The following is a 22,331-nucleotide window of genomic DNA, read 5'->3' on the forward strand; positions in this document are numbered from 1 at the left end:
TGAAAAGAGTTATTTGTTAGTCTGCAGCGTCCAGGAACTTTAATTTCAATGTTATGCAGACTAACAATTGTAAAAACCCAAACACACAGCTCCCAGATCAGGTAGCAGCTGTAAACGAGTTCCGGAAACTGATTGGCACTTATTTCGAGATGAATAATTTATCAAATGTGAATCAGCTTCTTGCCGAAATGCTCAGTTCGTCTATCGGGCCCGATCCACGCTCTGGTAAACATATGCCCATCAGCATTGCCAACGCCCTTTATGATGTAAACAATATCATCCATCTGATCACCAAAACAAAACCTTTGGCCAATGAAGAAGCTTTTCAGCATTACACCAAAAACCTGGGTTATCACCTGCAGGCGGTGGGCCAATTTGAAGTGGAGCAACATACTGATCTCTTATATCATGGATTAAATGCTTACATCTTTCAGGAAGATGATTTTGAAGGCGCAACCCTAAACTTTTCTGCCGAAATTACCGCATCCTATAAAATGATTTATGATTGGCTGTCAGACTGTAATGACTGGTATACTGCTTTTAAACAAAGAATTCAAATCAATTAATTTGAGTAGCCTCGCTAGCCCTAGCTAGCGCACGCGTGCCGCGTGTGAAAATATAAATTGCTCCAAATGCACACGCGGCACGCATGCGCCAGCAAATAACGATACCGCCGGAGATTACTTTTTTTCTCTAAGTGATTTCACCAGGTAAAGCTGCCAGACGGGCGGAAATATAATCACTTTATTTTCCTGCCAAACGCGCACTAAAGGATCAATCACCACTTCTTGCTGAAGTGCCGATACCTCACTTGTTGTGGCCATCTCCATGATCTGATCCATTATTTTTGCGGCCTGTTGTTCATCTTTTTTTTCTGCCGCCCATTTGGCAAAAGCAATTAAAGACGTGACTTTGCTATCAAACAATACATATTTGGGAATAATGCCCGTGCCATCTTCCCCCTCATCCAACAGGTATAAAATTCTTTGCGGGTCCTGCGCTAAAAATTTTTCAGGAAACTCTGCCATTACGAAATCAAAATAGCTGTTCTGTTTTAGTCCTGCAATCAGGTTTTCCAGATGGCTTTTCAGTACTTTTTCCGATTGTTTCAGATCGAATTTCCAGCTTCCCCAGCTGCTTAAATGTCTGTTTTTTTCGGTAAAATCGTCGTTAAGCCAGCCAGACAACTCATGATAAAAATGCCAGTTCTCCGGCAAAAGTGAAGGTTGCTTTTCCTGCCATTTTAAAATCAGGCTGTGCTGCAGCGCAAGTTGGCAGAACAAGGTATTTTCTTCCCTGTCCAGCTGAAGCTGAATAAAGCAGCGGTGTCCCGGGCCACCAAACTGATCATCTTCCAGATCCTGGTACCAGCGCCAGGTTTTTTCAGGGGCGATCTCCACGTATGTCCAGTTCAAAGGAGCCAGATATCCATCAATGGTGGGTAGTATCATGGCTGTTTTCGCTGGTCCTGCTTCCATTGCACCCTGGTCTTTACGGTATGCAGCTTCTAGCTGAAGGGTATCTTTAGAAAAATCAAGCAGGTAACGGATCTTGTAGCTTTCCTCCAGGCTTTCAGTGCCCGTCAGATTAGTTTTCACCCCGGGGAACGATAAATAATCTCCACTGGCCTGGCTCACTTTCTGCCGGTCCAGCTGGTTGCGTACCGCGATAGCCCGAAGTTCGGATAAATGGGGATCGTTCAAGATACCTTCAAAAGAATCGGGGATGCCTTCGCTTGCGCCGAAATCGCCCGCTAAAACAGCATTGGCAAATAAATTATACCACTCCTTTAACACATCCGTTTGCTGTTGCTTTTCAGCTTCCAGCATAACGATTTTCACGAGTTGAGGGATCGAAAACTGTTGCGGAGGCCGTTGATCTGCTTTGGGCAGGATATCAAGTTCACATAAACGTTTCCAGAATACTTCGCCGGCATCAACATACAGGTACATGGCCCCATTTTCGCTTTGTGCATAGGCTAACGCATTTTGATCCTCATCACAAACCCAATCGCCATCCTCATCCGCCGGCAGCTGTGCTTCGGTTATGCCCAGCTGGGGATATTCTGCCACCGGGATCCGGTAAACGAACCGGTTTTTTAACAGGATATCTATTACCCTGAAGTGAGTATAGCTGGTATCGAAAAATGCTTCGAATTGGTACAGGTTAAATAAAATATCCCTTTTAGCCATTAAATCATGATCGGAAGACTGGTCTACCAGATGAGTGGTTTCTTCCACCAGATCTTCAATTTCGTGCATGGACATGGCTACTTCCGGTTTAGGTCAGTAATCAATAATGGATTGTCCTTTTTTAAATGGTCAATCAGTTCTTTTACGGCGTCTGTAGTTGGATTTTGTTTGAGTTTTTCTACTTCTGTATTGGTAATGCCCACCATTTGCAGAAAGCTCACTTCCCCATGTGGGGTCTGGATTTTGCCCAGTTCAGGATCAAGCGCAAAAACAAAGCCGGTGATTTCGGTTTCTGTATCCAGGCGGATGGGTCCGTTGGCCGGCACAAAATGGTTCTCTTCAAACCACTTCCCACTTGTAAATACGTAACGTGCCAGGTTATTCATTACCTGTATGGCCCAGATGGGATCATGCTGATCATCCTGAAAAGGCAGCAGCCGGAAGGTCAACTCAAAACCCCATTTGCTAAATTCGCCACCAGCCTTTTCTTCATCGTAATACAGCTCACTCAGGCCATAACTTACAATATGGCGGTGAAACTCCTGGTGGTTGCTGTCGTAAATACTGGCACCATCTATCGGATCGCTACCACCTGCCGCATAATGCAGCCCGCACAAAGGTGGGTAATGGCGGGGTTCTGTATCGCCGTAAATCTGATCCAGTTGATCATCAATGGCCAGCCAGCCGGGGCTATCTTCTGTTGTAAATTGTTGTTGATATGTTGCTTTATCCATGGCATTTGCTTTTATCTTCCGCAAAAGGGAAGTATGTTTTGAATGAATGCTTATGAAACGGATCGGTAGCCACATGGGTAGCCCGTCCGCTCCTGTTATTAGTCGGTAATCATGCCGTGGCCCTGCCAGCCCATGATGTGTCCATCATCGTCACTTACCCTTACCAGCTTACCTTTTTGATTAAATACCAGTTGCAGGCCATGTTCCTGTTCCCACTCACACCTGAAAATTAAACGGAGGTATACGCCCTGATCTTCATAAGGCTCACGGGTCACATAAATTTCCAATGGCGTTACATAATTCCATATGTCGCGGGGGGCTTTAATATCCCACAGTGCCTGGTCAGCTTCATCATAACCTACGGCATCTAAGAAATCCATACAGTTTTGATAAACATAGGTGCTCATGGCTTCCCGGTCCTGTGGTGTTTTGGCTAAAAAATTACGGATGGTTTCGTCGGCTGCTTCCATCATCTTTTCATCTTCATTTGGATTGTAATCAGTAATGGTAAAGGTCATTTCCTCCTGATCCAGAAAGGCTATTTTCTGCGGCGCTGATACCCACCAGTCATCAAAGTCGGCATTTTTCAATACGCCAATCACGGTAGATTCCACTTCCGTCTGGGTAATGGGTACTTTTTTCTTTTGCGGTGGAATTTCATTGCTGAGGCTTTCAAAAGCGGCTTCTTTTTCTGCATCCGTTTTAGGGGCATAACTTTCCAGCCTGGCGAACAATTCCTTCACGTTGGTTACCCGGGTCATTTCCCTGCTGGAAATCGTAATGGCTATATCCTGGATATGCTGATCGTACCTCACCGATAACATGTTATAATGCAAATGGGTAGGCAGCTCAAAAAAGAAGTATGAGCTATAGGTATAGTAAGCCAGGCACATCCTGTAAGCTTCAGAAGGGTTTACAGGATCATCCGGCGAACAGTTTAATGTGGGATGGTATTGGCGGATGATGAACAGCGTTTGCCCGTCAGGGCTGAGTGCCGATAAGGGATAGTTCTTCAAAAACGCCCTCAGATTTTTATCATTACCGTATAAAAGATATTCTCCTGGATTTTCTATTTCCCAACCTGTCATGTCCATGTGTTTTAAGTGAATAATTTATTAATCAGGTTTTAAAATTTACCTTTTAGCATTTGCTGCGCCAGTAAATACCGGAACGCCATCTACCGACAAGGTTTTGACATATACACTGAGATGAGGCCACCAGATGGCTTCATTGGTGCTGTAAAAACTTTCAGATGCCGAGGCCACCTCCCAATCGGTAAAGGTGATGATGCGCGGCTTATCTGCGGCTTTCACGGCTACAATGCTGATTTCTCCCTTTACACCCTTTACTGTTCCGGCCACCCATTTCAGCAGAAATTCATCTGCATTTTGTGCCAGTTCCAAAATCAGGGTACAATTACCATCGTTTGCAAACTTTCCTTCTTTTTGCAGGGCGAAGGGTTTTCTGACAGAATAGCTGCTTCCCAAAAGCTTGTAATAATGGGTCGTGTTGGAAGCCTGATCAGTAATTTTCAAATCTATTTTTACGCCTGGTGTCTGGCCATCTTCAGGGCTTTGTGCCTGTGCGCCAGATCCCAGAAACAGCAATAAAAATACTATGGCCTGGCCATAGTATTTGAGCGCCGTACAAACATGTACTGTTCTGAATATCCGGTTCATCGCTGTTTTCTTTTAAATGTTTCCTGGTTTCTCTGAAGCAAAATTGAATCTTCCTTCAAATATTTTTCCAATAATCGGAACAGGTTTCTCCATCTCATTGTTTGCGGCAATAACGCCCAGTAATAACAACAGGAATGGAATCAATAAAACAATATAAAAGATAAAACCCAGTGAAGGAATAATCGCCAGAATGATGCTGCTGGCAATACTGAGCACAAAGGAAGTAATAATGATGCCCAGCGATTGGCCCAGATGATAATTCACCAGTCTGCTTTTTTCAGGAGATTTTTTAAACTCCAGATAAGAAATGATCCACCCGATGAGGGTAATGTAGGCTACTATGGCCATGGTCTTGTTTTTCATGATGTGGTGTTTTTAAGTAAATGAATAGGACAAAATTAGGCCGGAGTGCTTCCTGTACCAAGAAAACAGTGTCTACTCCCCGACTACGGTCAATAAAACAAGCGTCTACAATTCGTCTACAACTTTCTTTAAACCACTTGAATTCAAGCGTTTGCCGGAATATGATTTTTTCCGGAATTATTTCTTTTTTCTATTTTTGAGGCATGCAGATTCCCGTAAAATCATTATGCTTAATAATATCCTTTTTCTTTATTGTCATTACCCATGCATCAGGACAGAAAATATATCTGGATTCGCTAAACCATTTACTCAACCAGGAAGATCTCGCTCCGGCCAGGCGTGTAAATATTTTATGTAAGCTGGCGAAAGCCAATTTTGAACAGCAGCTGCCCCTTTCTTTTAAGCAGGCCAATGAAGCCCTGAAGATTAGCCGGACTTTGCCTGACGGGCAAGGAAAAGCCATGGCCTTCGCTACACTGGTGCATTTATATGTGTGGAAAAAGGAGCTGAAAAATGCCTATGCCAGTCGTGATAGTGCCATGTATTATGCCCGCAAAACAAAAGATCGGGTAACACTGGGTTTTGTATGGTTCAGAAACGGCTGGTTAGACCTCGTTAATGATCAGAATGACCAGGCCGCCAGTAAACTACTGAAAGCCATTGATTATTTTAAAGGACAAGATGCTGCAGAATATGAAAGCACGGCTTACCACTACCTGGCCAGCATATATAGCTATGGTAACAACCCGGCCAGGCAACAAAAATATGCCGGTTTATGCTACCAGGCCGCACTGTCGAGCCAACAGGTAGACCAATTGAACAATGCTTATTTTACCATCGGGCAGACTTATTTTGACCGGTTTAAACAGCAGCCTGCTCAACGCAACCTACTCGATTCTGCCTTAACCATTTATAAAAAATCATTGCTGCTTGCCCAAAAGCAGGAAGGACGCCTGGTTTTAAGAAGTAACACGGCTGCCATTGCCCTGAATACGGCCAACATTTATTTTCAATACTTTCCAGACCGGTACCGCGACAGCGCAGAGCAATATGTGAACCTGGCCATTGAAATTGCCACCAAAACCAATTTGCAGGAGGTATTACTTAATTGCTATGGCTTAAAAAGCGAATATGCCATGCGCGACGGGCATTATGACGAGGCTGAAAAGATTTTATTGAGCGGACTAAATGCCACAGCAAATGAAGTAGTGAGCATGCCTCTTACTAAAGCCCGGATCTTCCAGGGCCTCTCAGGCATTGCCGAAAAAAAGGGAGATGCCAAACTTGCACTAAATTACCTGAAACAGTATTTCGAGTTTTATAAAAAGGCCTTTAATGAAGAAAAGATCAACAGCATTACCCGGGTAGAGGCACAATATCAAACGGCAAAAAATGAACAGGAAATTGCTTATCTGCATCAGGAGGCCTTATTTGCTAAAAAACGGACCACCTTTTATGTGCTGCTGGGCATTATGGGGATAGCCGTTTTGCTGTTTCTGCTGCGCGCATACAATTTTAAGTTAAAGGCATCCATCAGAAAGCAGGAGTTGATAGATAAGGAGAAAACGGCCGCCGAATTAAGGGCACAGCTCAAAGAGGCAGAGGCCATGCAATTGCAAACCGAACAGGTTTTGCTTAAAGAGCGCCAGGATAGGTTACAAAAGGAAGTGCTGGCAGGAACCTTGCAGATTGAAGAGAAGAATGAATTGCTGGAACAGCTCTCCGGAAAGGTTGATGCAGCGAATCACCTTTCTTTTGATGCGCAAATGAAACGGATTCTGAACCAGCAAAAGAAAATGGATAAGGATTTCGAAGCCCAGAAAACAGATTTTTTTGAAACCAATCCTGCTTTTTTTGAACGCCTGCAACAACAGGCCAACCAAAGCCTCACCAGGCTTGATTTAAAATATTGCGCCTACATGCTGATGGGGTTATCAAATAAGGAGGTATCTGCACGTTTGGGCATTGAACCTAAAAGTGTACGCATGAGCCGCTACCGGATTAAACAAAAGCTCGGGCTTGGAAAAGATGATGACCTGAATGTATTTCTACAGAACCAAAGTTAAAAAGTACAGATATATGACGCAGATGTTACTGCCCCTCTTTTGCGGAAACTGCTGTCATCATCGGGAAAATATAGCAACAAGCAGCGCTCTTGTAAGCTGTTAAGCTAAAAGGTACTGAACCTAATTCAGCATGACAAATCAATTGGAGAATCTCCTCAAAAGTTACTAACGCTATTTAAAAATAAAATAATAAGAGTTAGTAACTTTAAAAATTTATCTGCAAAGAAAACCACTAATCTATCGTAAAATACCGCAGCCCAAGCGTAGTGCTGTTTGCCTTTCTCACTTTATTTGCCAGGTCTTTATCTTCTGAAAGTTTCTTTTCATAGGATGGAATCATCTCTTTCATTCTTGATTGCCACTCTGGCGTAGCCATTTGCTGGGGGAAGCATTTTTTCAACAGCGTAATCATGATGTCAACAGAGGTTGATGCACCTGGAGAAGCGCCTAATAAGGCTGCCAAACTACCATCTTCTGCACTGACCACTTCTGTTCCAAATTGCAGTAAACCACCTTTTTTTTCATCCTTTTTAATAATCTGAACCCGTTGTCCGGCAGTTTCAAGTTTCCAATCGGAAGCCTTTGCTGCTGGAAAATATTCCTTCAGGGCGTTTAAACGCTCCTCATCGGATTGTGTAACCTGACCAATTAAATATTTAGTCAGCGGGATGTTATCTGCTCCGGCCGACATCATTGGCCAGATGTTTTTTAAGGTAATGGAGCGGGTTAAATCTAAATAAGATCCCTGTTTTAAAAATTTGGAAGAAAAGCCTGCATAAGGGCCAAAAAGTAATGCTTTTTTACCATTAATAATTCGTGTATCCAGATGTGGCACCGACATAGGTGGTGCCCCTACTCCTGCTTTGCCATAAACCTTTGAAATGTGTTTCGCTATAACCTCCTGATTGTTGCAAACCATCCATTCACCACTTACCGGAAAGCCACCAAAGCCCTTCCCTTCCGGAATTTTAGATTTCTGCAACAGCCTTAAAGCACCACCACCGGCACCGATAAATACAAATTTTGCCTTGATATTGCGCTCCTTCTCTGTTTTATTATCCAATACGGTAACCAGCCAGGTACCATCGTCCAGGCGTTTAAGATTTTTCACCTCATGATTCAGCGCTACCTTTACCCCGTTTTCCTTTTTCAATGAGGCCACCAGGCCCCTTGTTAAGCTTCCGAAATTAACATCGGTACCAATGGCCATATAGGTTGCAGCAACCTTTTGTTTTCTGTTTCTTCCCGTCATAACCAAGGGCATCCACTTGGCAAGGGTATCAAAATTTTCAGAATATTGCATGCCTTTAAACAGCAGTTGCCTGCTCAACACATCATATCTTTTCTTCAGGTATGCTACATTTTTATTTCCCCAGACAAAACTCATGTGCGGCACATTATTGATGAAAGATTTGGGTTCAGGCAGCTTACCCTTAGTGACCATATACGCCCAGAACTGTTTTGAAATTTCAAATTGTTCATTGATGGAAATGGCTTTGTTAAATTCTATGGTTCCATCCGGACGTTGTGGTGTATAGTTCAGTTCACAAAAGGCAGAATGGCCTGTTCCGGCATTATTCCAGGCATCTGAGCTTTCTGCAGCCACCAGGTCCAACCGCTCATAAATATTGATTTTCAATTTAGGATTCAATGTTTTCATCATTGCGCCAAGTGTTGCACTCATTACACCGGCACCAACCAATACCACATCGGTTTCTTCATCAGCACTTTTATTTTTGCAGCCTACACTAAAACCTGTTAACAGGATCAGCAGGTATGTGATTAATTTTTTCATCTTTTTATTCATTTTTATTTTTAAACGCGTACGTTAAGATTCACTTTTTGAAATAATTAGCGCGGCAATGGCATGTCCAACTGTATTGGTAATGGCCCTTGCTTCACTCATAAACCGATCAATGCTCAATAAAATAGCTAAACCTTCTACCGGAATTTGATGTATGCTGCCTACCGTAGTTACCAGGGCTAAAAATCCTGTTCCGGGAATACCCGATGCACCTTTGGAGGTGAGTAAAATAATGACCACAATACCCGCGAGCTCCGTTAAGGAAAAACTTACATTGTAAAGCTGTGCGAGAAAGATGACCGACATCCCCAGGTAAATACAGGTTCCATTCAGATTGAGCGAATTTCCGGTAACGGTAACCAACCTCACCACCGGCGTTTTCAAGCCTATTTTCTCCAGTTTTTCGAGAAGCAACGGAATAACGGAACTGGAAGATGATGTTCCCAGGGCATATAGCAATTCATTTTTGATCAACCCTAAAAAAGTATAAAGATTTACCTTCAAACCTGCCAGTAAAGATCCTAAAATCAGTGCGATGAACAAGAACATTGTAATGTAGGTTCCGGCCAGCAGCTTACCGATAGGCACCAGGGTATCCAGTCCAAAACGCCCTACGGTATAGGCAATACCACTAAATGTAATGACAGGCGCCAATAGAAAAAGGTATCGTAATACCCGAAGTACCGTAGATTTAAGGTGTTCAAAAATGTTGACCACCGCATCACGATTTGCTAAACGGTTGATTAAAATACCAATGGCAACGGCCAAAACAAATAACAGCAGCATACCATTTTGCATCACAAATTTAAGCCAGCCTTCATAATAAGTGGTCATTACCTTTGCAGGTTCAATAGATTCCACTAAACTACGGTCTATCTTTCCCGGGTGAATAATCAATGCACTGCACATTCCAAAAATAATGGCCAGTGTACTCACCACTGCAAAATAAAGAATCGCTTTTGCAGTAATCCTTCCGGCCAGCTTAAGGTTTTCCAAACTTCCGAACACGCTTACAATGCTTAGAAATATAACAGGCGGTACAAAAGGCTCAATCACCAGCACAAATAAACTTCCCACCCACTGCAACCTGACCGCAAAATGCGGAAAGCAGACACCAGCCAGGGCACCCAATATAATGGCTATAAATATTTGTAAGCTAAGGGTTTTGTTTAGCTTATCAATAACCAGGTCTGTTTTGTCTATTAGCCTCAAATGATTTCGATTGATCTTCAATATAGCAATATTTCTATACAAATGATGGGGCCGCATCTTTCATTACCTTACTGGCCAATTCGGCATAGCCAGAGAAATGATGTTCAAACAATAGCGCCAGATCCATTGCTTTCCGGTCATATTCATGCACATCTTCCCAAAGGTTTCTGGGGTTAAGGATATCTGCCGGAACTGCCGGACAATCCTGAGGTACAGCAAATTTGAAGACCGGATGATTTTCGTATCGAACATGTTGCAGATCTCCCTTCATGGCTGCGGTAATAAGTGCTCTGGTATATTTCAGACTGATTCTGTTTCCGGTTCCGTAAGCGCCTCCAATCCATCCGGTGTTGACCAGCCACACCTTAATATCAGGATTAGCATCCAGTTTGCGACCTAACAATTCAGCATATTTAAGCGGATGAAGGGGAAGAAAAACTCTCCCAAAACAAGCTGAAAAAGTAGATTGCGGTGTGGAAACGCCCATTTCTGTACCGGCTACCTTTGAGGTGTATCCTGATATAAAATGATACATGGCCTGCCCCTTATCCAGCCGGCTGATGGGAGGTAAAATACCAAAGGCATCGCAGGTCAGGAAGAAAATGTTCCTGGGTGTTCCGCCTGACGATCCCTTTTTGGCATTGTGAATAAAATCAATGGGATAGGCCACTCTGGTATTTTCGGTTTTAGTGGTATCAGAAAAATCGATCACCCCGTTGGATGGGTTTATCACCAGATTTTCTAAAAGTGCGCCGGGTTTAATGGCTCCAAAAATTTCAGGTTCTTTTTCAGGATTAAGATCTATTGCCTTGGCATAACAGCCACCTTCAAAATTAAAAATTCCTTCGTCAGACCAACCATGTTCATCATCGCCGATTAATGCACGACCAGCATCTGCACTTAATGTTGTTTTGCCTGTTCCTGATAAACCAAAAAACAATGATACATCGCCATCCATCCCTTCATTTGCAGAACAATGCATGCTGAGTACGCCTTTTTCTTCCGGCAAAATATAATTCAGCACGCTGAAAATCCCTTTTTTCATCTCTCCCGTATAAGCTGTTCCACCTATCAGAATAATTTTACGGGTAAAGTTCACTACCGTAAAGTTTTTAGAACGTGTACCATCTTGTTCAGGATCGGCTTCAAAACCGGGGGCCTGCAAAATCAGCCAGTCCGTTTCACCAGCTGTCTTCTGCTGTATTTCTGGCCTTAAGAACAAGTTATGGCAAAACAGATTTGCCCAGGGTGTTTCATTGACCACCCTAATGCTTAAGGCATATCTCGGGTCGGCGCAGGCATAAGCATCTCTCACCCAAACTTCCCTTTCAGCCAGGTAGGCCCGCATTTTGCTATACAACCCATAAAAGTGAGCCTGAGCAATAGGCCTGTTCACGTCGCCCCAATCGATGGTTTCTCTTGTCGTATCGTCAATTACCGTAAATTTATCCTTAGGAGAACGGCCTGTAAAAGTGCCTGTATCCACACAAAGTGCACCACGGTTACTCAAACAACCTTGCCCGCGTTCCAGCGTTTGGCTGATCAGTTCTTCTGCACTTAACTGGTAATGCACCTGCTTGCCATACATGCTGAACCTTAATTCATTGAATGTTTCTGAAGTATTCATTTGATTGGATTTAGTATACAAATTCTTGTTTTGCCAGTTTATCCTCCGATTGAATCGCGGCTTCTGCTACAACAGGATGAAACTCATTTTCGCTCTTTGAAATCACGATCGTAGCTACACCGTTACCGATAATATTGGTTAAAGCACGTGCTTCACTCATAAACTTATCTACACCAAGCAAAAAGGCAAGCCCCTCAATCGGAATTTTATGAATAGCGGCGAGTGTAGAGGCCAGCACAATAAAGCCACTTCCTGTAACGCCCGCCGCGCCTTTGGAAGTCACCATTAAGATGCCGATGATGCTCAGCATTTCCCACACTGAAAGTTGAACGCCATATAACTGGGCCAGAAAGATAACGGACATAGAAAGATAGATGGACGTTCCGTCCAGGTTAAATGAATAACCGGTTGGAATAACCAAACCCACAACAGATTTACTACAGCCCATTTTTTCCAGCTTGAGCATGATGGATGGCAATGCAGATTCTGAAGATGAGGTTCCAAGCACCAGTAAAAGCTCTTCCTTAATGTATTTGATAAAATTCCAGATGCTCATCTTATAGTATTTCATAATACTGCCAAGAATCAGGAAAATAAAAAGGCCCATCGTCAGATATACCGTACCCATTAACTTAGCCAAAGGGACTAATGTATGCAAGCCAAATTTTCCGATGGTGTAAGCCATTCCGCCAAATGCGCCAAGTGGTGCCAGGTACATCACGTACTTCAAGCCTTTAAAAACAATTTTAGAAGCATAACTTAAACCCCTTACTGCTTTTTCACGGTATCTGGAATAGTTTAAAATGATGCCAGCTATAATGGCAACCACTAAAACCTGAATGGTAAGGTTACTCATGAAAAAATTGATCCAGTCAAAGCCCCCGGCCGGTGCTGAAGTATACCTGGAAGCATTCTGGATTTGCAGATGAGATTTATCAATATTTCCAGGCTTAATTAAGACGGCCATCAGGATACCGATCGCCAGGGAAATGGTTGATACCACTTCAAAATAAATCAGTGATTTAAGTCCGATCCTACCTACCTTTTTTAAATCGCCCATACCACTGATGCCCAGCACAATGGTTAAAAAGATAATGGGTGCAATAAAAAGCTTGATGATGTCGATAAAAGTTTTACCTATAATTTCCATCCTGACGGCTGTTGCGGGGGCATAACTACCCAGTATGGCACCGGCAATAATGGCGATGAGCACCCAAAAGGTAAGGTTGGAGAAAATTCGCATCCAAATGCTTCCGGCAAGCCTGGTTTGCTGAGCTGCGGGTTGAGGATTTTTGTTCACTAACATATTACGCTGTTTTATTAATCTATATTGATATGGTACATCAGAACGAACATCATTTTCCGCTCAGAAACCTTGAGTTCACTTCCCTGAAGGGTATAAATTGGCCGGCTTTGGGCATTGAATACAAATTTTGAGGCGTGATCCCGGAGTAAAAGATTCAAACCGAGGTCATAGGTAAACATGGGATCGGCTAACCGCTCAAACCGGGAATACTGAATACCGATAGCAGGCATTAACCTGGCTTTCTTTTTCTGCTGATTAAAATAAGGAAGGGAAAAACCAGTCTGAAAAATAAAACTGTTTCCCGTTCCCACTACCGGATAGGCATTGCCTGCACCGTTAAAGGAAGCTGTACTGGCATCAAGCCCGTTGGCGATAGTATTGACTCCTAAATTACGAACGTAACCAGGACCATAATCATGGTGAAAAACGGCAGCATAAACATTGAAGGAAGTACCTTTTTCTACGTTTACCGGCGTATCATAAAATACATCTGCACTATACAGCTTCATATCATTCAGTACCGTATCCGCTCCGGCCAGGTGCCACATTAAATCTTTTTGAACTTCTGCCCCGATTCCTACGGCAAGCACCTTTTTCTTCCCCAGATAACTCCCCACAGCAGTTGCACCTGCATTACTTTCCGACTCAAAAAATTGCCATTTCACATAAGCAGATAGATTGGGTTTAACGCTTAAATTATTAAAACCGGAAATATGCTGGATAGGTTTTGTCGGGGCCGATATATAAGGCTTTGCCAGAATGATGCGGTAATCCAGTTTACCTAACTGACCTTTTGCAAAAATATTCAGGTTTCGCAAGGTTAAATCCGTTCGGTTTACATTGCCCAAATCCAGAAACGGAACATCGTAAAGCAGGGTCGATGTAGGGCCTGAAGCAAAACGGGTAAGCCCTTTCCAATTGGAACGGCCGGCACCAATGCTCAGTTTATTGCTAAATTTATATTCCCCGAAAGCATCGAGCAGATCAAAAGCACTTTCGCTATCATCCAGATAAGTGAGGTTGGTGGTACCACCCTGAAAAATTAAAGTTAGATGATCAATCAGGTTAACCGTCATTTTCATCCTTAACCTTCTTAAAGACAAGTCTGCAGTACTTTTGCGGAGACTCTCATTTACTTTACTTCCCGGATTTAGCGCCGTGTACCTCGCCCATAATTGTGCATAGCCGGAAAATTTTACAAAATGGGTCTTATCATCATTCAAATAAGCCACAAGTGGTTTATTTGGCTTTTTTTCCTGAGCAGATGCAGGATGGAAAAAAGCATTGCATAGGCCAAGAATAACCATAAAGGGCAAAATATGGATTAGCACAATTTTTTTATTGAAGAAAATAGATTGATCAGCCATCATTGATTGTTGCCTATTCATTGAAATAGTAAATCCTATGTTTATATTTGGTTAATTCAGCCATGAAAAAGACATAACTGAAAATTAAAGATGGGTATAAGTAGTGCTGAAAAACATTTATATCAATAAACGACGTAAATTATAAACGAACTACAGAAACAAAACCAAATACCATGATCCTTTTGATCAATCTTGTTTTCCTGATGCTGATTCTTCGTCTTTCGTTTGATAAAAAAGTGATGGATTTCTTATTAAATGGCAAATGGCCCGGCGTCATTACCGTGCAGCATTTGCTCTTCTGGATGGCATTTATTGGGATCAGCAGTTACATTTACGTAAGTTTCTTTAATCTTGCCGAGGCGGCATTAGCCATGTTGTTCATGCTGTCCATTAACATTCCGGTATACCTCCTGTGCTTTAAAAAACTCGTTCCTGAATTTTATCAAAAGGCCAGATATGGTGAATATGTTCGTTATACTGCGGCATTATTTGTCATCTCCAGCCTGATGAGAATATTGGTTGAACCTGAGCTTTTCAGGGCATTTAAGTCTGCTGACAGTAAATACCTGTTTATGGTCTATCTCATGCAGGCCGTCATTATTCTGGTTCCATCTGTACAGGGTATTTCCAAATACAAACTCATTGCTGAGCGCGAATTATCGGCATTAAGCCTGCGAAAGAAAGAGGCCGATATGGAACTGGTGAAATCTAAAATCAACCCGCATTTCCTTTTCAATACCCTCAATAATATCTATTCTCATAGTTACGCTACAGATGGAAGTTCAGCCGATTTGATTAAACAACTTAGCCTTCTGATGCAGTATACTACCTACGAAATGGAAAAGAAAACCATTCCTATTGAACGCGAACTGCAAATGATTGCCGCCTTAAGTAAACTTTATCAACTGAAAAGTAACCGGAAATTAAATCTGGTCATGAATTTTGAATCCAGCGAACTCACTGCTATTGTTGAAATACCCCCTACCATTTACCTGACCCTTTTTGAAAATGCAGTTAAATATTCAGCTATGGGCAGAGATGAAAATGCACAGATTACGGCTTCATTATTGTTTAAAGAAGCTGAAGTTGAGTTTAATCTCTTCAACACCATATCCGAAAAGAAGATAACAGATAATGCCTCAAACTATCGTGGCGCAGGACTTAAGGTATTAAAAATGATGTTAGACCGTGAGTATGGAGAAAAATATGAAATGAAGACAGACCAAAATGACACCTCTTATTCATCTAAACTGATCATACGCATATGAAACCAATAAAGGCAATTTATGTTGATGATGAGGCTCCGGCGCTGGATTTGATTCGCAAGTATTGTGAAACCATTGATGAAATTGATCTTTTAGCCTGTTTCCAGAATCCCGCGGAAGCGATTATTTATGAGCAGATGGATGAAGTGGAATTGCTGATTCTGGATATTGAAATGCCCGGAATATCAGGTACGGAAATGGTAGAAATGGTGCCCAGTGGCAAACTGTGCATTTTTATTACTGCTGATCCCACCCATGCTGCTCAGGCTTACGAACTGGATGTAATTGATTATCTGGTAAAACCCGTATTTCCGGAACGTTTTGTAAAAGCTGTGCAAAAGGCTGCAGACTACCTGAAATTTACCGGAATAGAGCAGGAAAATGATTTCCTGGTGTTTAAATCTGATTATATGGTGAATAAATTGCCTTTAAAAGATATTTTATGGATTGAGGGATTTGGAGAATACCTGAAAATCATCACCAGATTTAAACAATACATGGTTTTACAGCGCCTGTCAGATTTTATCGATAAAAATGAAAAACTGGGATTCGTCAGAATTCATAAATCGTATATCGTACACGTTAAACAGGTGAAGTCGCACAATTCTCAATTTGTTTTTTTGGCAGATGACAAACAGTTGCCAATCGGGCGAAAATTTAAAGATTGCCTGAAATAAGCTATCATAACGAAAACCTCCCGCCTAGGTTCACTTGAATCTTTAATAAATTTTCCATACTTCCTAAAAGATGCCTCCGATAAGGAGGTTTGAAAATAGCTACCTGATTTTATCATGGTGTCCGCAATCGATCCCGTGAACGATTGCACAAATATACTCAACACAAAAAGACAATTATATGCTCATTAGATGTAATTTAACAAATACATACCGATTGACATATTCCGATACACTGAGAAAGCACGCCTGATTTCAATACAATTTATCTAACCAAATTTAAATTCAACATGAGAAACAAGTATTTATTAACCTGCCTGATGGCTGTGGCCATGGCATTTTCTTTGCCCGCGTGCAAAAAAAGTAATCAATCTGAAAGCAGCGAGATCACGAACAAAAACGTTACTTCACCAATGGCTGTTACCGAAGCGGTTTGCCCAGCAAAAGGCTGGGCGTCACAAAACGGCGGAACAACCGGTGGCGGCGAAGTAACGGCCACAGTAGTAACCACCTATGCGGCATTGAAGTCAGCCATTCAGAATACCAGCGTCAAGGTGATCCAGGTTAACGGAACCATCACCATTCCATCCGGCGGACGGATTTCCTTTCAGGACCAGAATGGAAAAACAATTTTCGGTTCATCAGGTGCTAAATTAGTTTCGGCTGACCAAACCAAGGATAATTCAGGGATTATGTATGTTAAAAGATGCAATAACATCATCATCAGAAATATCATTTTTGAGGGCCCTGGTGCTTATGATGTTGACGGACAAGACAATGTAACCGTTGATGCCTGCAATAACATCTGGGTTGATCACTGCGAGTTCAGGGATGGCGTGGATGGCAATTTTGACATCAAAAATATTTCAGATTATATCACGGTATCTTATTGCAAATTTTCTTATCTCAAACCACCAAAATCAGGCGGTTCGGGCGGATCAGATGATCACCGCTTCTCAAATCTGATCGGATCAAGCGATGGTGCCACTGCAGACAGAGGCCGCTTTCGGATCACATTTGTACGTTGCTGGTGGGCACAGGGCGCTGTAGCCAGGATGCCTCGTGTAAGATTTGGCAAAGTGCATATTGTAAATAATTTATTTAACAGTACGGTAAGTAAAAGCTGTATTCAGGCGGGATTTGAAGCCAATATTTTAGTGGAAGCAAACGCTTTTGAGAATGTGAAAAACCCAATTGATCTGATGGATAATACCTCAACAGCGGTTCAGGCAAAAAACAACCTTTTCACAGCTGTCACCGGAAATACTTCAGGTAATGGTGTAAATGCATTTACGCCACCTTACAGCCTGACTATACTAAATGCCTCCAGCGTAAAATCTAACGTAACGGCATCAAACGGCGCAGGGGCAACACTTACAGGCAATGTGTGTTCATCGCTGTAAAAAAATAATTAGGGCGAGGCTGCTATTGGAAGCCATTCGGTGAATGTAAAGTCATCCGATGAATACCGGGTTTACCGCTATTTATCGGATGATTTTTTAGCTTCATGCTAATGAATAATCTTAAAAACCAGTTCTTTTAATAATTCTCCGTCACTTACGTTTCCCGAACTGTCTAAACCCTTACTTTTTAAATCGTAAGCCCGCAACAGACCAATCACCTGAAAAACTTTTCCGGTATTATAATTTCTGGCAGCCACTTCATAATCCTTTACAAAAAATGGCGGAACTCCCAGTGCTGATGCAGCCTCAGCTTTATTGGGGATGTAATGGTATTTGAGCAGTTTGGTAAAATAACCACCCAGGTTGGCCAACACCATCACCGTTGGATTGGCTTTTGGATTACTGGCGAAATAGCTGATGATCTTATTGCATTTCAGCACATCACGTACGGCCAGTGCTTTTTGCAATTCGAAAACGTTGTATTCTTTGCTGATGCCTATATTTTTCTGAACCAGATCCGTATTAATGGTCACCTCTTTAGCAACATTCAGCATCAGCTTTTCAATCTCATTGGCAATCTTGGAGAGATCTGTACCCAAATATTCTGCCATTAAAACTGACGCCTGCTGGTCTATCTTATAGCCTTTATCTTTAATAAATTCCTCAATCCAGGGTACCAGTTTATAGTCACGAACAAGATCTGACTGAAAAATTAAACCCGATTTATGTATAGCCTTGTAAATCTTTTTCCGCTTATCAAAATTAGCATATTTAAATGCCAGTACGAGGATAGTACTAGGCAGTGGTTTTTCAAAATAGTTGAGTACAAATTCTGCCTCCTTGCTGTTTGCATCTTCTTTACCCCATTTTAAGTCCTGTGCTTCCTTTACAATCACCACCTGAAAGTCTGACATCATTGGGTAACGCTTTGCCGCACCTAAAACAGTAGCCATATCGGTATCTTTCCCATACAAAACCGTCTGGTTAAATCCTTTTTCAGCATCATTTAAAAGCTTGTCCTCAATATAATCCGTAATCTGATCAATATAATAGGATTCCTCACCATGCAATAAATACACAGGTTTAAATTTTCGGGCTTTTAAATCCTTGATAATTTCGGCAGCAGTCATGAGCCGTAAAATTACAACTTAGGATTTAGGAAACAGATAAATGTTTATAAATTAAAGATGTGAGATTTGAGACATTATACCATAGCCCAAAATTAACTAACTTTGAAGCTGCAATAATTGAATTGTTTTATTGTTGCATTGTTAAGAAACATACAACTGTTAACTGCAGACCAAAAATTGCCAACCGAAAATGTTCACGCCTACCCCGCTTAACCTCCCGTCTTATCCTTTTAAAATTACCAGGAAAGATGATGTCGTGTATATTTTTGATGAGCTGAGAAAGAAACACCTGGTATTAACCCCGGAAGAATGGGTTCGCCAGCATTTTATACAACAGCTGATCGCGGAGAAAAAATTTCCGAAGACACTGATCCAGATTGAAGGTGGTTTGATGTTAAATCAATTGCAAAAACGGAGTGATATTTTAGTGTATAACACGGCCGGTGAAAAACTGATGCTGATTGAATGCAAAGCCCCGAAAGTAAAAATTACGCAAGCAGTTTTTGAACAAGCATCGCGTTATAATTCTATTCATCAGGCAAAATGGATAGTTCTCACAAATGGTTTACAGCATGTTCATGCTAAAATGGATCTGAAGAAGGGCAGCTTTGCCTTCACACCAGAGATGCCGGATTACCAGGATTTGTAAGATAATTTAAAGCTTTCCTTAGCATGATTATTATGGCGGGGCGGAACGACAGCCCGCCCCCACTATTAGGGAAGCAACCTCCTTTTTGTAGATGCTTCGAAGGAGATTGCTTCAGCAGATGAAGAATCAGTTTCTCCATGACGGATTTTTTATTAAGATTACGCTAATCAAATTCAGGAAGACGATTTAACAAAAAAACCATTAAACAGCATATTCCTTTTTCCAAATTTGTTTGTTTCCGGAATAAATAGCCTCATTACACATGGCAACACAAATAGATGCCTGGGTACCAGTTTTTACATTAGATGCCGGCAGTTTACCGGTAATAACCGACTCATAAAATTCTTCCAAAGCATAATTGGTACCATCTATTGTTGGCTGATCTAAAATCGGGATTCCGCCATCAGTATTCACCACAATTTTTGATGCGCCGGTAACCCCGTCTACAATGCCCAATTCTTTTTTTGTTTCCGGTTCAGGATAAAAAATACCCGTATTGGTGAGTAAAGAAACCGAACCCTTGGTACCTTTGATTTTAAAAAGATAACCATCATGTGCATTCCCGCAGGTTGCCCCGAAATTTCCGATCATGCCGGCTTGCTGATAACGAAGCGTTGCCTGGATATTATCATAAGTTTCCCGCCCGTCTTTAAAAACATCAATTCCACCGGTTCCGGTAATTTCATCAGGCTGGGTTTCGAAAGCCCAGTTGATAAAATCAATCTGGTGTGAAAGCAGTTCAGCCGCCAGCCCGCCTGAATATTCCTTATACATACGCCAGTTAATCTGTCTCTCCAGTTTAGGATCATTTACTTTTCTCCGCCAGTTCCCGTTTCTGTCCCAACGGCAATCGACCTGTGATACCTTACCCAGATAACCGCTCCGGATCATATCCTTTACCCTGAAATACAAGGGCGAATACCGGTATTGATAACCTACCTGATAAACCTGTTTAGGATATTTTAACACCAGGTTCCGCAGTTCCAATGCCTGGGCAATGTTGTAGGTCATGGTTTTTTCAACATATACATGCTTTCCGGCCAGTACCGCATCTTTGGCAATTTTGAAATGCTCACTCAATGGTGTGGCAATAAAAACGGCTTCAATCTTTTGATTATCCAGAATCTGTCTGTAATCCTTAACAGCCTTTGCAGAGGAAGGCACATATTTTTTTGTTTCTTCCAAACGAAAATCAAGTACATCACAATAAGCTGCAATGTTAAATTTTAAAGGCATCGATTTAATAACAGATAGTACACCTTTGCCCCGGTCGCCACAACCAATCATGGCCACATTAATAATTTTATCGCGGTTCAGTGTCAGGCCGGCCAATACTTTTTCCGATCCCAGCACACCTGATCCCACCAATACCGACTTTTTTAAGAATGACCTGCGATGCATTACAACGTTTTGATTTTAATGGTCCTGAAATCCACTTTATTTCCATGATCCTGAAGCAGGATATGCCCTTTAGGTGCCTCTCCGAAATTTTCCCAGTCCTTATATTTACTGATGGCAACCAGCTTCCTAAATTCTTCTGAGCCACGCACATATTCTAAAACCTTTACGCCATTTAAATAATGTTCTACCTTTTTATCCGGATAAACCACTAACCTGGCATTGTTCCAGCTGCCAATCGGACGTAAATACCGGGCTTCTTTTTTAGCAGTAATCAAATCATATAAGGATGCTAAAGTTCTGTTTCCATCTCTTCCTAATTTTGCGTCAGGATGGAGTTCATCATCCAAAACCTGATATTCCAGACCAATAGCAGAGCCTTTACTTTTTTCATTTAAAGTCACAAAATACTTCAGTCCACTATTTGCACCAGGTGTAAGCCTGAATTCAAAAGACAGATCAAATGCCGCATATTCTGCTTTGGTGACGATATCACCACCATTGGTAGACTCTGCCCCACCTGATGGCTCCACACTGATAATGCCGTTTTCGATTTTCCATCCCTTTTCAGGAAAAGTAGTTTGATGTGCACCCACCCAGCCATTACTGCTTTTTCCGTCAAAAAGTAACTGATAACCTTCTGATTTTTCATAGGCCGATAAACTGTTGGGATTTAAATTAACGGTATAAATTCCTTTTGGAAAAGCTTTCGGTTTTAAGTTCTCTGTTTGAATGTTAATATTTTTGAAATAAACCTTTTTTCCATCATTTTCCAGATTATTGCCAATACTGTGCACCTGCAGACCAATAAAACCCGACTGATCCAATGTATCAATTACATAAGCAACCGGTTTGCCGTTAATCCAGGTTTTCGTTTCGTTACCAATGCATTCGATCCGGTAATGGTTAAATTCATTCTTTTTATACAGCGATCTGGCTGCCGGGTTCAGCTCCAGTGGATAAAGCCATAGTCTTCTGGCCTCATCATAAATACCGCCGGTCCAGGCACGTGCTGTAGGGTCTATTTCCACCTGCCTGCCATAAACCAATCCTTTGCCCCTGTTTCCTTCTGGTTTGATGTGGCTTCTGGTCTGGATGCCCGAATTGGTATTATCGCCTTCCAGCTTGACATCAAGTTCCAGAATAAAGTCACCAAATTCCTTTTCGGTGATCAGGAAAGAATTGGGGGTATCTTTGGTCATGATGCCTACAATCATCCCGTTCTCTGCCTTATAAGGCGCTGCACCGGCAACGGCCTTCCAGCCGGTTAAAGTTTTTCCATCAAACAAGGGTTTGTTTTTTTGCGCAGCGGCTGATAAACTGATAAAGGAAAGGGCTAAAATGCTGTATTTTTTAAGTGTTAACATGGTTGATTCAGGGGTTTTATCTTAGTGTCATTGCGAAGAATAATAATGAAGTGATCTTTCTTGCTGAAGAGATGACTTTGTTATTCGCCACGACT

At 41.9% G+C, this 22,331-nt stretch carries 19 protein-coding genes; 6 read left to right on the plus strand and 13 right to left on the minus strand.

Annotation, left to right across the window (positions count from 1 at the left end):
• Nucleotides 1-53: 53 nt before the first annotated feature.
• A complete protein-coding gene (locus CBW18_RS18550; RefSeq protein WP_088302878.1) occupies nt 54-566 on the plus strand; it encodes a hypothetical protein in 513 nt (170 codons plus the stop codon).
• A 114-nt stretch (nt 567-680) separates the two neighbouring features.
• Here the strand turns inward: CBW18_RS18550 and CBW18_RS18555 are convergent, their stop codons facing one another.
• From CBW18_RS18555 to CBW18_RS18575, 5 genes are all read right to left on the minus strand, one after another.
• The gene (locus CBW18_RS18555) at nt 681-2,267 is read right to left on the minus strand and encodes a hypothetical protein (protein WP_088302879.1); all 1,587 of its coding nucleotides are present in this window, start codon (nt 2,265-2,267) and stop codon (nt 681-683) included.
• A gap of 2 nt (nt 2,268-2,269) precedes the next feature.
• The gene (locus CBW18_RS18560) at nt 2,270-2,926 is read right to left on the minus strand and encodes a suppressor of fused domain protein (RefSeq protein ID WP_088302880.1); all 657 of its coding nucleotides are present in this window, start codon (nt 2,924-2,926) and stop codon (nt 2,270-2,272) included.
• Between the two features lie 98 nt (nt 2,927-3,024).
• The gene (locus tag CBW18_RS21600) at nt 3,025-4,014 is read right to left on the minus strand and encodes a hypothetical protein (RefSeq protein WP_216359270.1); all 990 of its coding nucleotides are present in this window, start codon (nt 4,012-4,014) and stop codon (nt 3,025-3,027) included.
• A gap of 45 nt (nt 4,015-4,059) precedes the next feature.
• On the minus strand, nt 4,060-4,605 hold the full coding sequence (locus CBW18_RS18570) for a hypothetical protein (RefSeq protein ID WP_088302881.1): 546 nt from the start codon (nt 4,603-4,605) through the stop codon (nt 4,060-4,062).
• 12 nt (nt 4,606-4,617) lie between these two features.
• Nucleotides 4,618-4,968, minus strand: a complete 351-nt coding sequence (locus CBW18_RS18575; RefSeq protein WP_088302882.1) for an import component protein — start codon at nt 4,966-4,968, stop codon at nt 4,618-4,620.
• A 203-nt stretch (nt 4,969-5,171) separates the two neighbouring features.
• On the opposite strand from CBW18_RS18575, the gene CBW18_RS18580 reads away from it, so the two are divergent.
• Nucleotides 5,172-7,034, plus strand: coding sequence for a LuxR C-terminal-related transcriptional regulator (locus CBW18_RS18580; RefSeq protein ID WP_088302883.1), 1,863 nt, complete (start codon nt 5,172-5,174; stop codon nt 7,032-7,034).
• A 232-nt stretch (nt 7,035-7,266) separates the two neighbouring features.
• Here the strand turns inward: CBW18_RS18580 and CBW18_RS18585 are convergent, their stop codons facing one another.
• Genes CBW18_RS18585 through CBW18_RS18605 form a run of 5 tightly spaced genes read right to left on the minus strand, consistent with a single transcriptional unit; the run spans nt 7,267 to nt 14,371 of the window.
• Nucleotides 7,267-8,829, minus strand: coding sequence for a malate:quinone oxidoreductase (locus CBW18_RS18585; protein WP_088302953.1), 1,563 nt, complete (start codon nt 8,827-8,829; stop codon nt 7,267-7,269).
• Nucleotides 8,830-8,862: 33 nt separating this feature from the next.
• Nucleotides 8,863-10,050 carry a cation:dicarboxylate symporter family transporter gene (locus tag CBW18_RS18590; protein ID WP_172406577.1) on the minus strand — a complete coding sequence of 396 codons (1,188 nt, stop codon included), beginning with the start codon at nt 10,048-10,050 and terminating at the stop codon, nt 8,863-8,865.
• A gap of 34 nt (nt 10,051-10,084) precedes the next feature.
• Entirely contained in the window at nt 10,085-11,677 is a 1,593-nt protein-coding gene (gene pckA, locus CBW18_RS18595) for a phosphoenolpyruvate carboxykinase (ATP) (protein ID WP_088302885.1), read from the minus strand.
• Between the two features lie 10 nt (nt 11,678-11,687).
• Nucleotides 11,688-12,983 carry a cation:dicarboxylate symporter family transporter gene (locus CBW18_RS18600; RefSeq protein WP_088302886.1) on the minus strand — a complete coding sequence of 432 codons (1,296 nt, stop codon included), beginning with the start codon at nt 12,981-12,983 and terminating at the stop codon, nt 11,688-11,690.
• A gap of 14 nt (nt 12,984-12,997) precedes the next feature.
• The gene (locus tag CBW18_RS18605) at nt 12,998-14,371 is read right to left on the minus strand and encodes a hypothetical protein (protein WP_140418712.1); all 1,374 of its coding nucleotides are present in this window, start codon (nt 14,369-14,371) and stop codon (nt 12,998-13,000) included.
• Nucleotides 14,372-14,523: 152 nt separating this feature from the next.
• Here CBW18_RS18605 and CBW18_RS18610 point away from each other — a divergent pair, with 152 nt between their 5' ends.
• The 3 genes from CBW18_RS18610 (at nt 14,524) to CBW18_RS18620 (ending at nt 17,692) form a co-directional block, all read left to right on the plus strand.
• Nucleotides 14,524-15,618 (plus strand): sensor histidine kinase, encoded by a 1,095-nt coding sequence (locus CBW18_RS18610; protein WP_088302888.1) that lies wholly within the window; start codon nt 14,524-14,526, stop codon nt 15,616-15,618.
• The gene (locus CBW18_RS18615; protein ID WP_088302889.1) at nt 15,615-16,292 is read left to right on the plus strand and encodes a LytTR family DNA-binding domain-containing protein; all 678 of its coding nucleotides are present in this window, start codon (nt 15,615-15,617) and stop codon (nt 16,290-16,292) included. The genes CBW18_RS18610 and CBW18_RS18615 overlap by 4 nt, the downstream gene beginning before the upstream one ends.
• Before the next feature lie 287 nt (nt 16,293-16,579).
• A complete protein-coding gene (locus tag CBW18_RS18620) occupies nt 16,580-17,692 on the plus strand; it encodes a polysaccharide lyase family 1 protein (protein WP_088302890.1) in 1,113 nt (370 codons plus the stop codon).
• A gap of 107 nt (nt 17,693-17,799) precedes the next feature.
• Here CBW18_RS18620 and holA read toward each other — a convergent pair whose 3' ends face one another.
• Complete coding sequence (gene holA / locus CBW18_RS18625; protein WP_088302891.1) at nt 17,800-18,822, minus strand: DNA polymerase III subunit delta; 1,023 nt, start codon at nt 18,820-18,822, stop codon at nt 17,800-17,802.
• A 190-nt stretch (nt 18,823-19,012) separates the two neighbouring features.
• Between holA and CBW18_RS18630 the strand changes: the two genes are divergently transcribed.
• Nucleotides 19,013-19,471: a type I restriction enzyme HsdR N-terminal domain-containing protein gene (locus tag CBW18_RS18630; protein WP_088302892.1), complete on the plus strand. Its 459-nt coding sequence runs from the start codon at nt 19,013-19,015 to the stop codon at nt 19,469-19,471.
• 201 nt (nt 19,472-19,672) lie between these two features.
• Here the strand turns inward: CBW18_RS18630 and CBW18_RS18635 are convergent, their stop codons facing one another.
• A complete protein-coding gene (locus CBW18_RS18635; RefSeq protein WP_088302893.1) occupies nt 19,673-20,872 on the minus strand; it encodes a Gfo/Idh/MocA family protein in 1,200 nt (399 codons plus the stop codon).
• Nucleotides 20,872-22,236, minus strand: a complete 1,365-nt coding sequence (locus tag CBW18_RS18640; RefSeq protein ID WP_088302894.1) for a DUF1080 domain-containing protein — start codon at nt 22,234-22,236, stop codon at nt 20,872-20,874. Before CBW18_RS18640 ends, CBW18_RS18635 begins: the two co-directional genes overlap by 1 nt.
• Nucleotides 22,237-22,331 lie beyond the last annotated feature (95 nt).

The sequence above is a fragment of the Pedobacter sp. AJM genome (assembly GCF_002197755.1).
In the GTDB taxonomy this organism is placed as follows: domain Bacteria; phylum Bacteroidota; class Bacteroidia; order Sphingobacteriales; family Sphingobacteriaceae; genus Pedobacter.

Bases quoted from the DNA above. Each gene is read 5' to 3' on its own strand.
- CBW18_RS18550 (WP_088302878.1), top strand. From the start codon at position 54: ATGCAGACTAACAATTGTAAAAACCCAAACACACAGCTCCCAGATCAG.
- CBW18_RS18555 (WP_088302879.1), bottom strand. From the start codon at position 2,267: ATGTCCATGCACGAAATTGAAGATCTGGTGGAAGAAACCACTCATCTG.
- CBW18_RS18560 (WP_088302880.1), bottom strand. From the start codon at position 2,926: ATGGATAAAGCAACATATCAACAACAATTTACAACAGAAGATAGCCCC.
- CBW18_RS21600 (WP_216359270.1), bottom strand. From the start codon at position 4,014: ATGACAGGTTGGGAAATAGAAAATCCAGGAGAATATCTTTTATACGGT.
- CBW18_RS18570 (WP_088302881.1), bottom strand. From the start codon at position 4,605: ATGAACCGGATATTCAGAACAGTACATGTTTGTACGGCGCTCAAATAC.
- CBW18_RS18575 (WP_088302882.1), bottom strand. From the start codon at position 4,968: ATGAAAAACAAGACCATGGCCATAGTAGCCTACATTACCCTCATCGGG.
- CBW18_RS18580 (WP_088302883.1), top strand. From the start codon at position 5,172: ATGCAGATTCCCGTAAAATCATTATGCTTAATAATATCCTTTTTCTTT.
- CBW18_RS18585 (WP_088302953.1), bottom strand. From the start codon at position 8,829: ATGAAAAAATTAATCACATACCTGCTGATCCTGTTAACAGGTTTTAGT.
- pckA (WP_088302885.1), bottom strand. From the start codon at position 11,677: ATGAATACTTCAGAAACATTCAATGAATTAAGGTTCAGCATGTATGGC.
- CBW18_RS18600 (WP_088302886.1), bottom strand. From the start codon at position 12,983: ATGTTAGTGAACAAAAATCCTCAACCCGCAGCTCAGCAAACCAGGCTT.
- CBW18_RS18605 (WP_140418712.1), bottom strand. From the start codon at position 14,371: ATGAATAGGCAACAATCAATGATGGCTGATCAATCTATTTTCTTCAAT.
- CBW18_RS18610 (WP_088302888.1), top strand. From the start codon at position 14,524: ATGATCCTTTTGATCAATCTTGTTTTCCTGATGCTGATTCTTCGTCTT.
- CBW18_RS18615 (WP_088302889.1), top strand. From the start codon at position 15,615: ATGAAACCAATAAAGGCAATTTATGTTGATGATGAGGCTCCGGCGCTG.
- CBW18_RS18620 (WP_088302890.1), top strand. From the start codon at position 16,580: ATGAGAAACAAGTATTTATTAACCTGCCTGATGGCTGTGGCCATGGCA.
- holA (WP_088302891.1), bottom strand. From the start codon at position 18,822: ATGACTGCTGCCGAAATTATCAAGGATTTAAAAGCCCGAAAATTTAAA.
- CBW18_RS18630 (WP_088302892.1), top strand. From the start codon at position 19,013: ATGTTCACGCCTACCCCGCTTAACCTCCCGTCTTATCCTTTTAAAATT.
- CBW18_RS18635 (WP_088302893.1), bottom strand. From the start codon at position 20,872: ATGCATCGCAGGTCATTCTTAAAAAAGTCGGTATTGGTGGGATCAGGT.
- CBW18_RS18640 (WP_088302894.1), bottom strand. From the start codon at position 22,236: ATGTTAACACTTAAAAAATACAGCATTTTAGCCCTTTCCTTTATCAGT.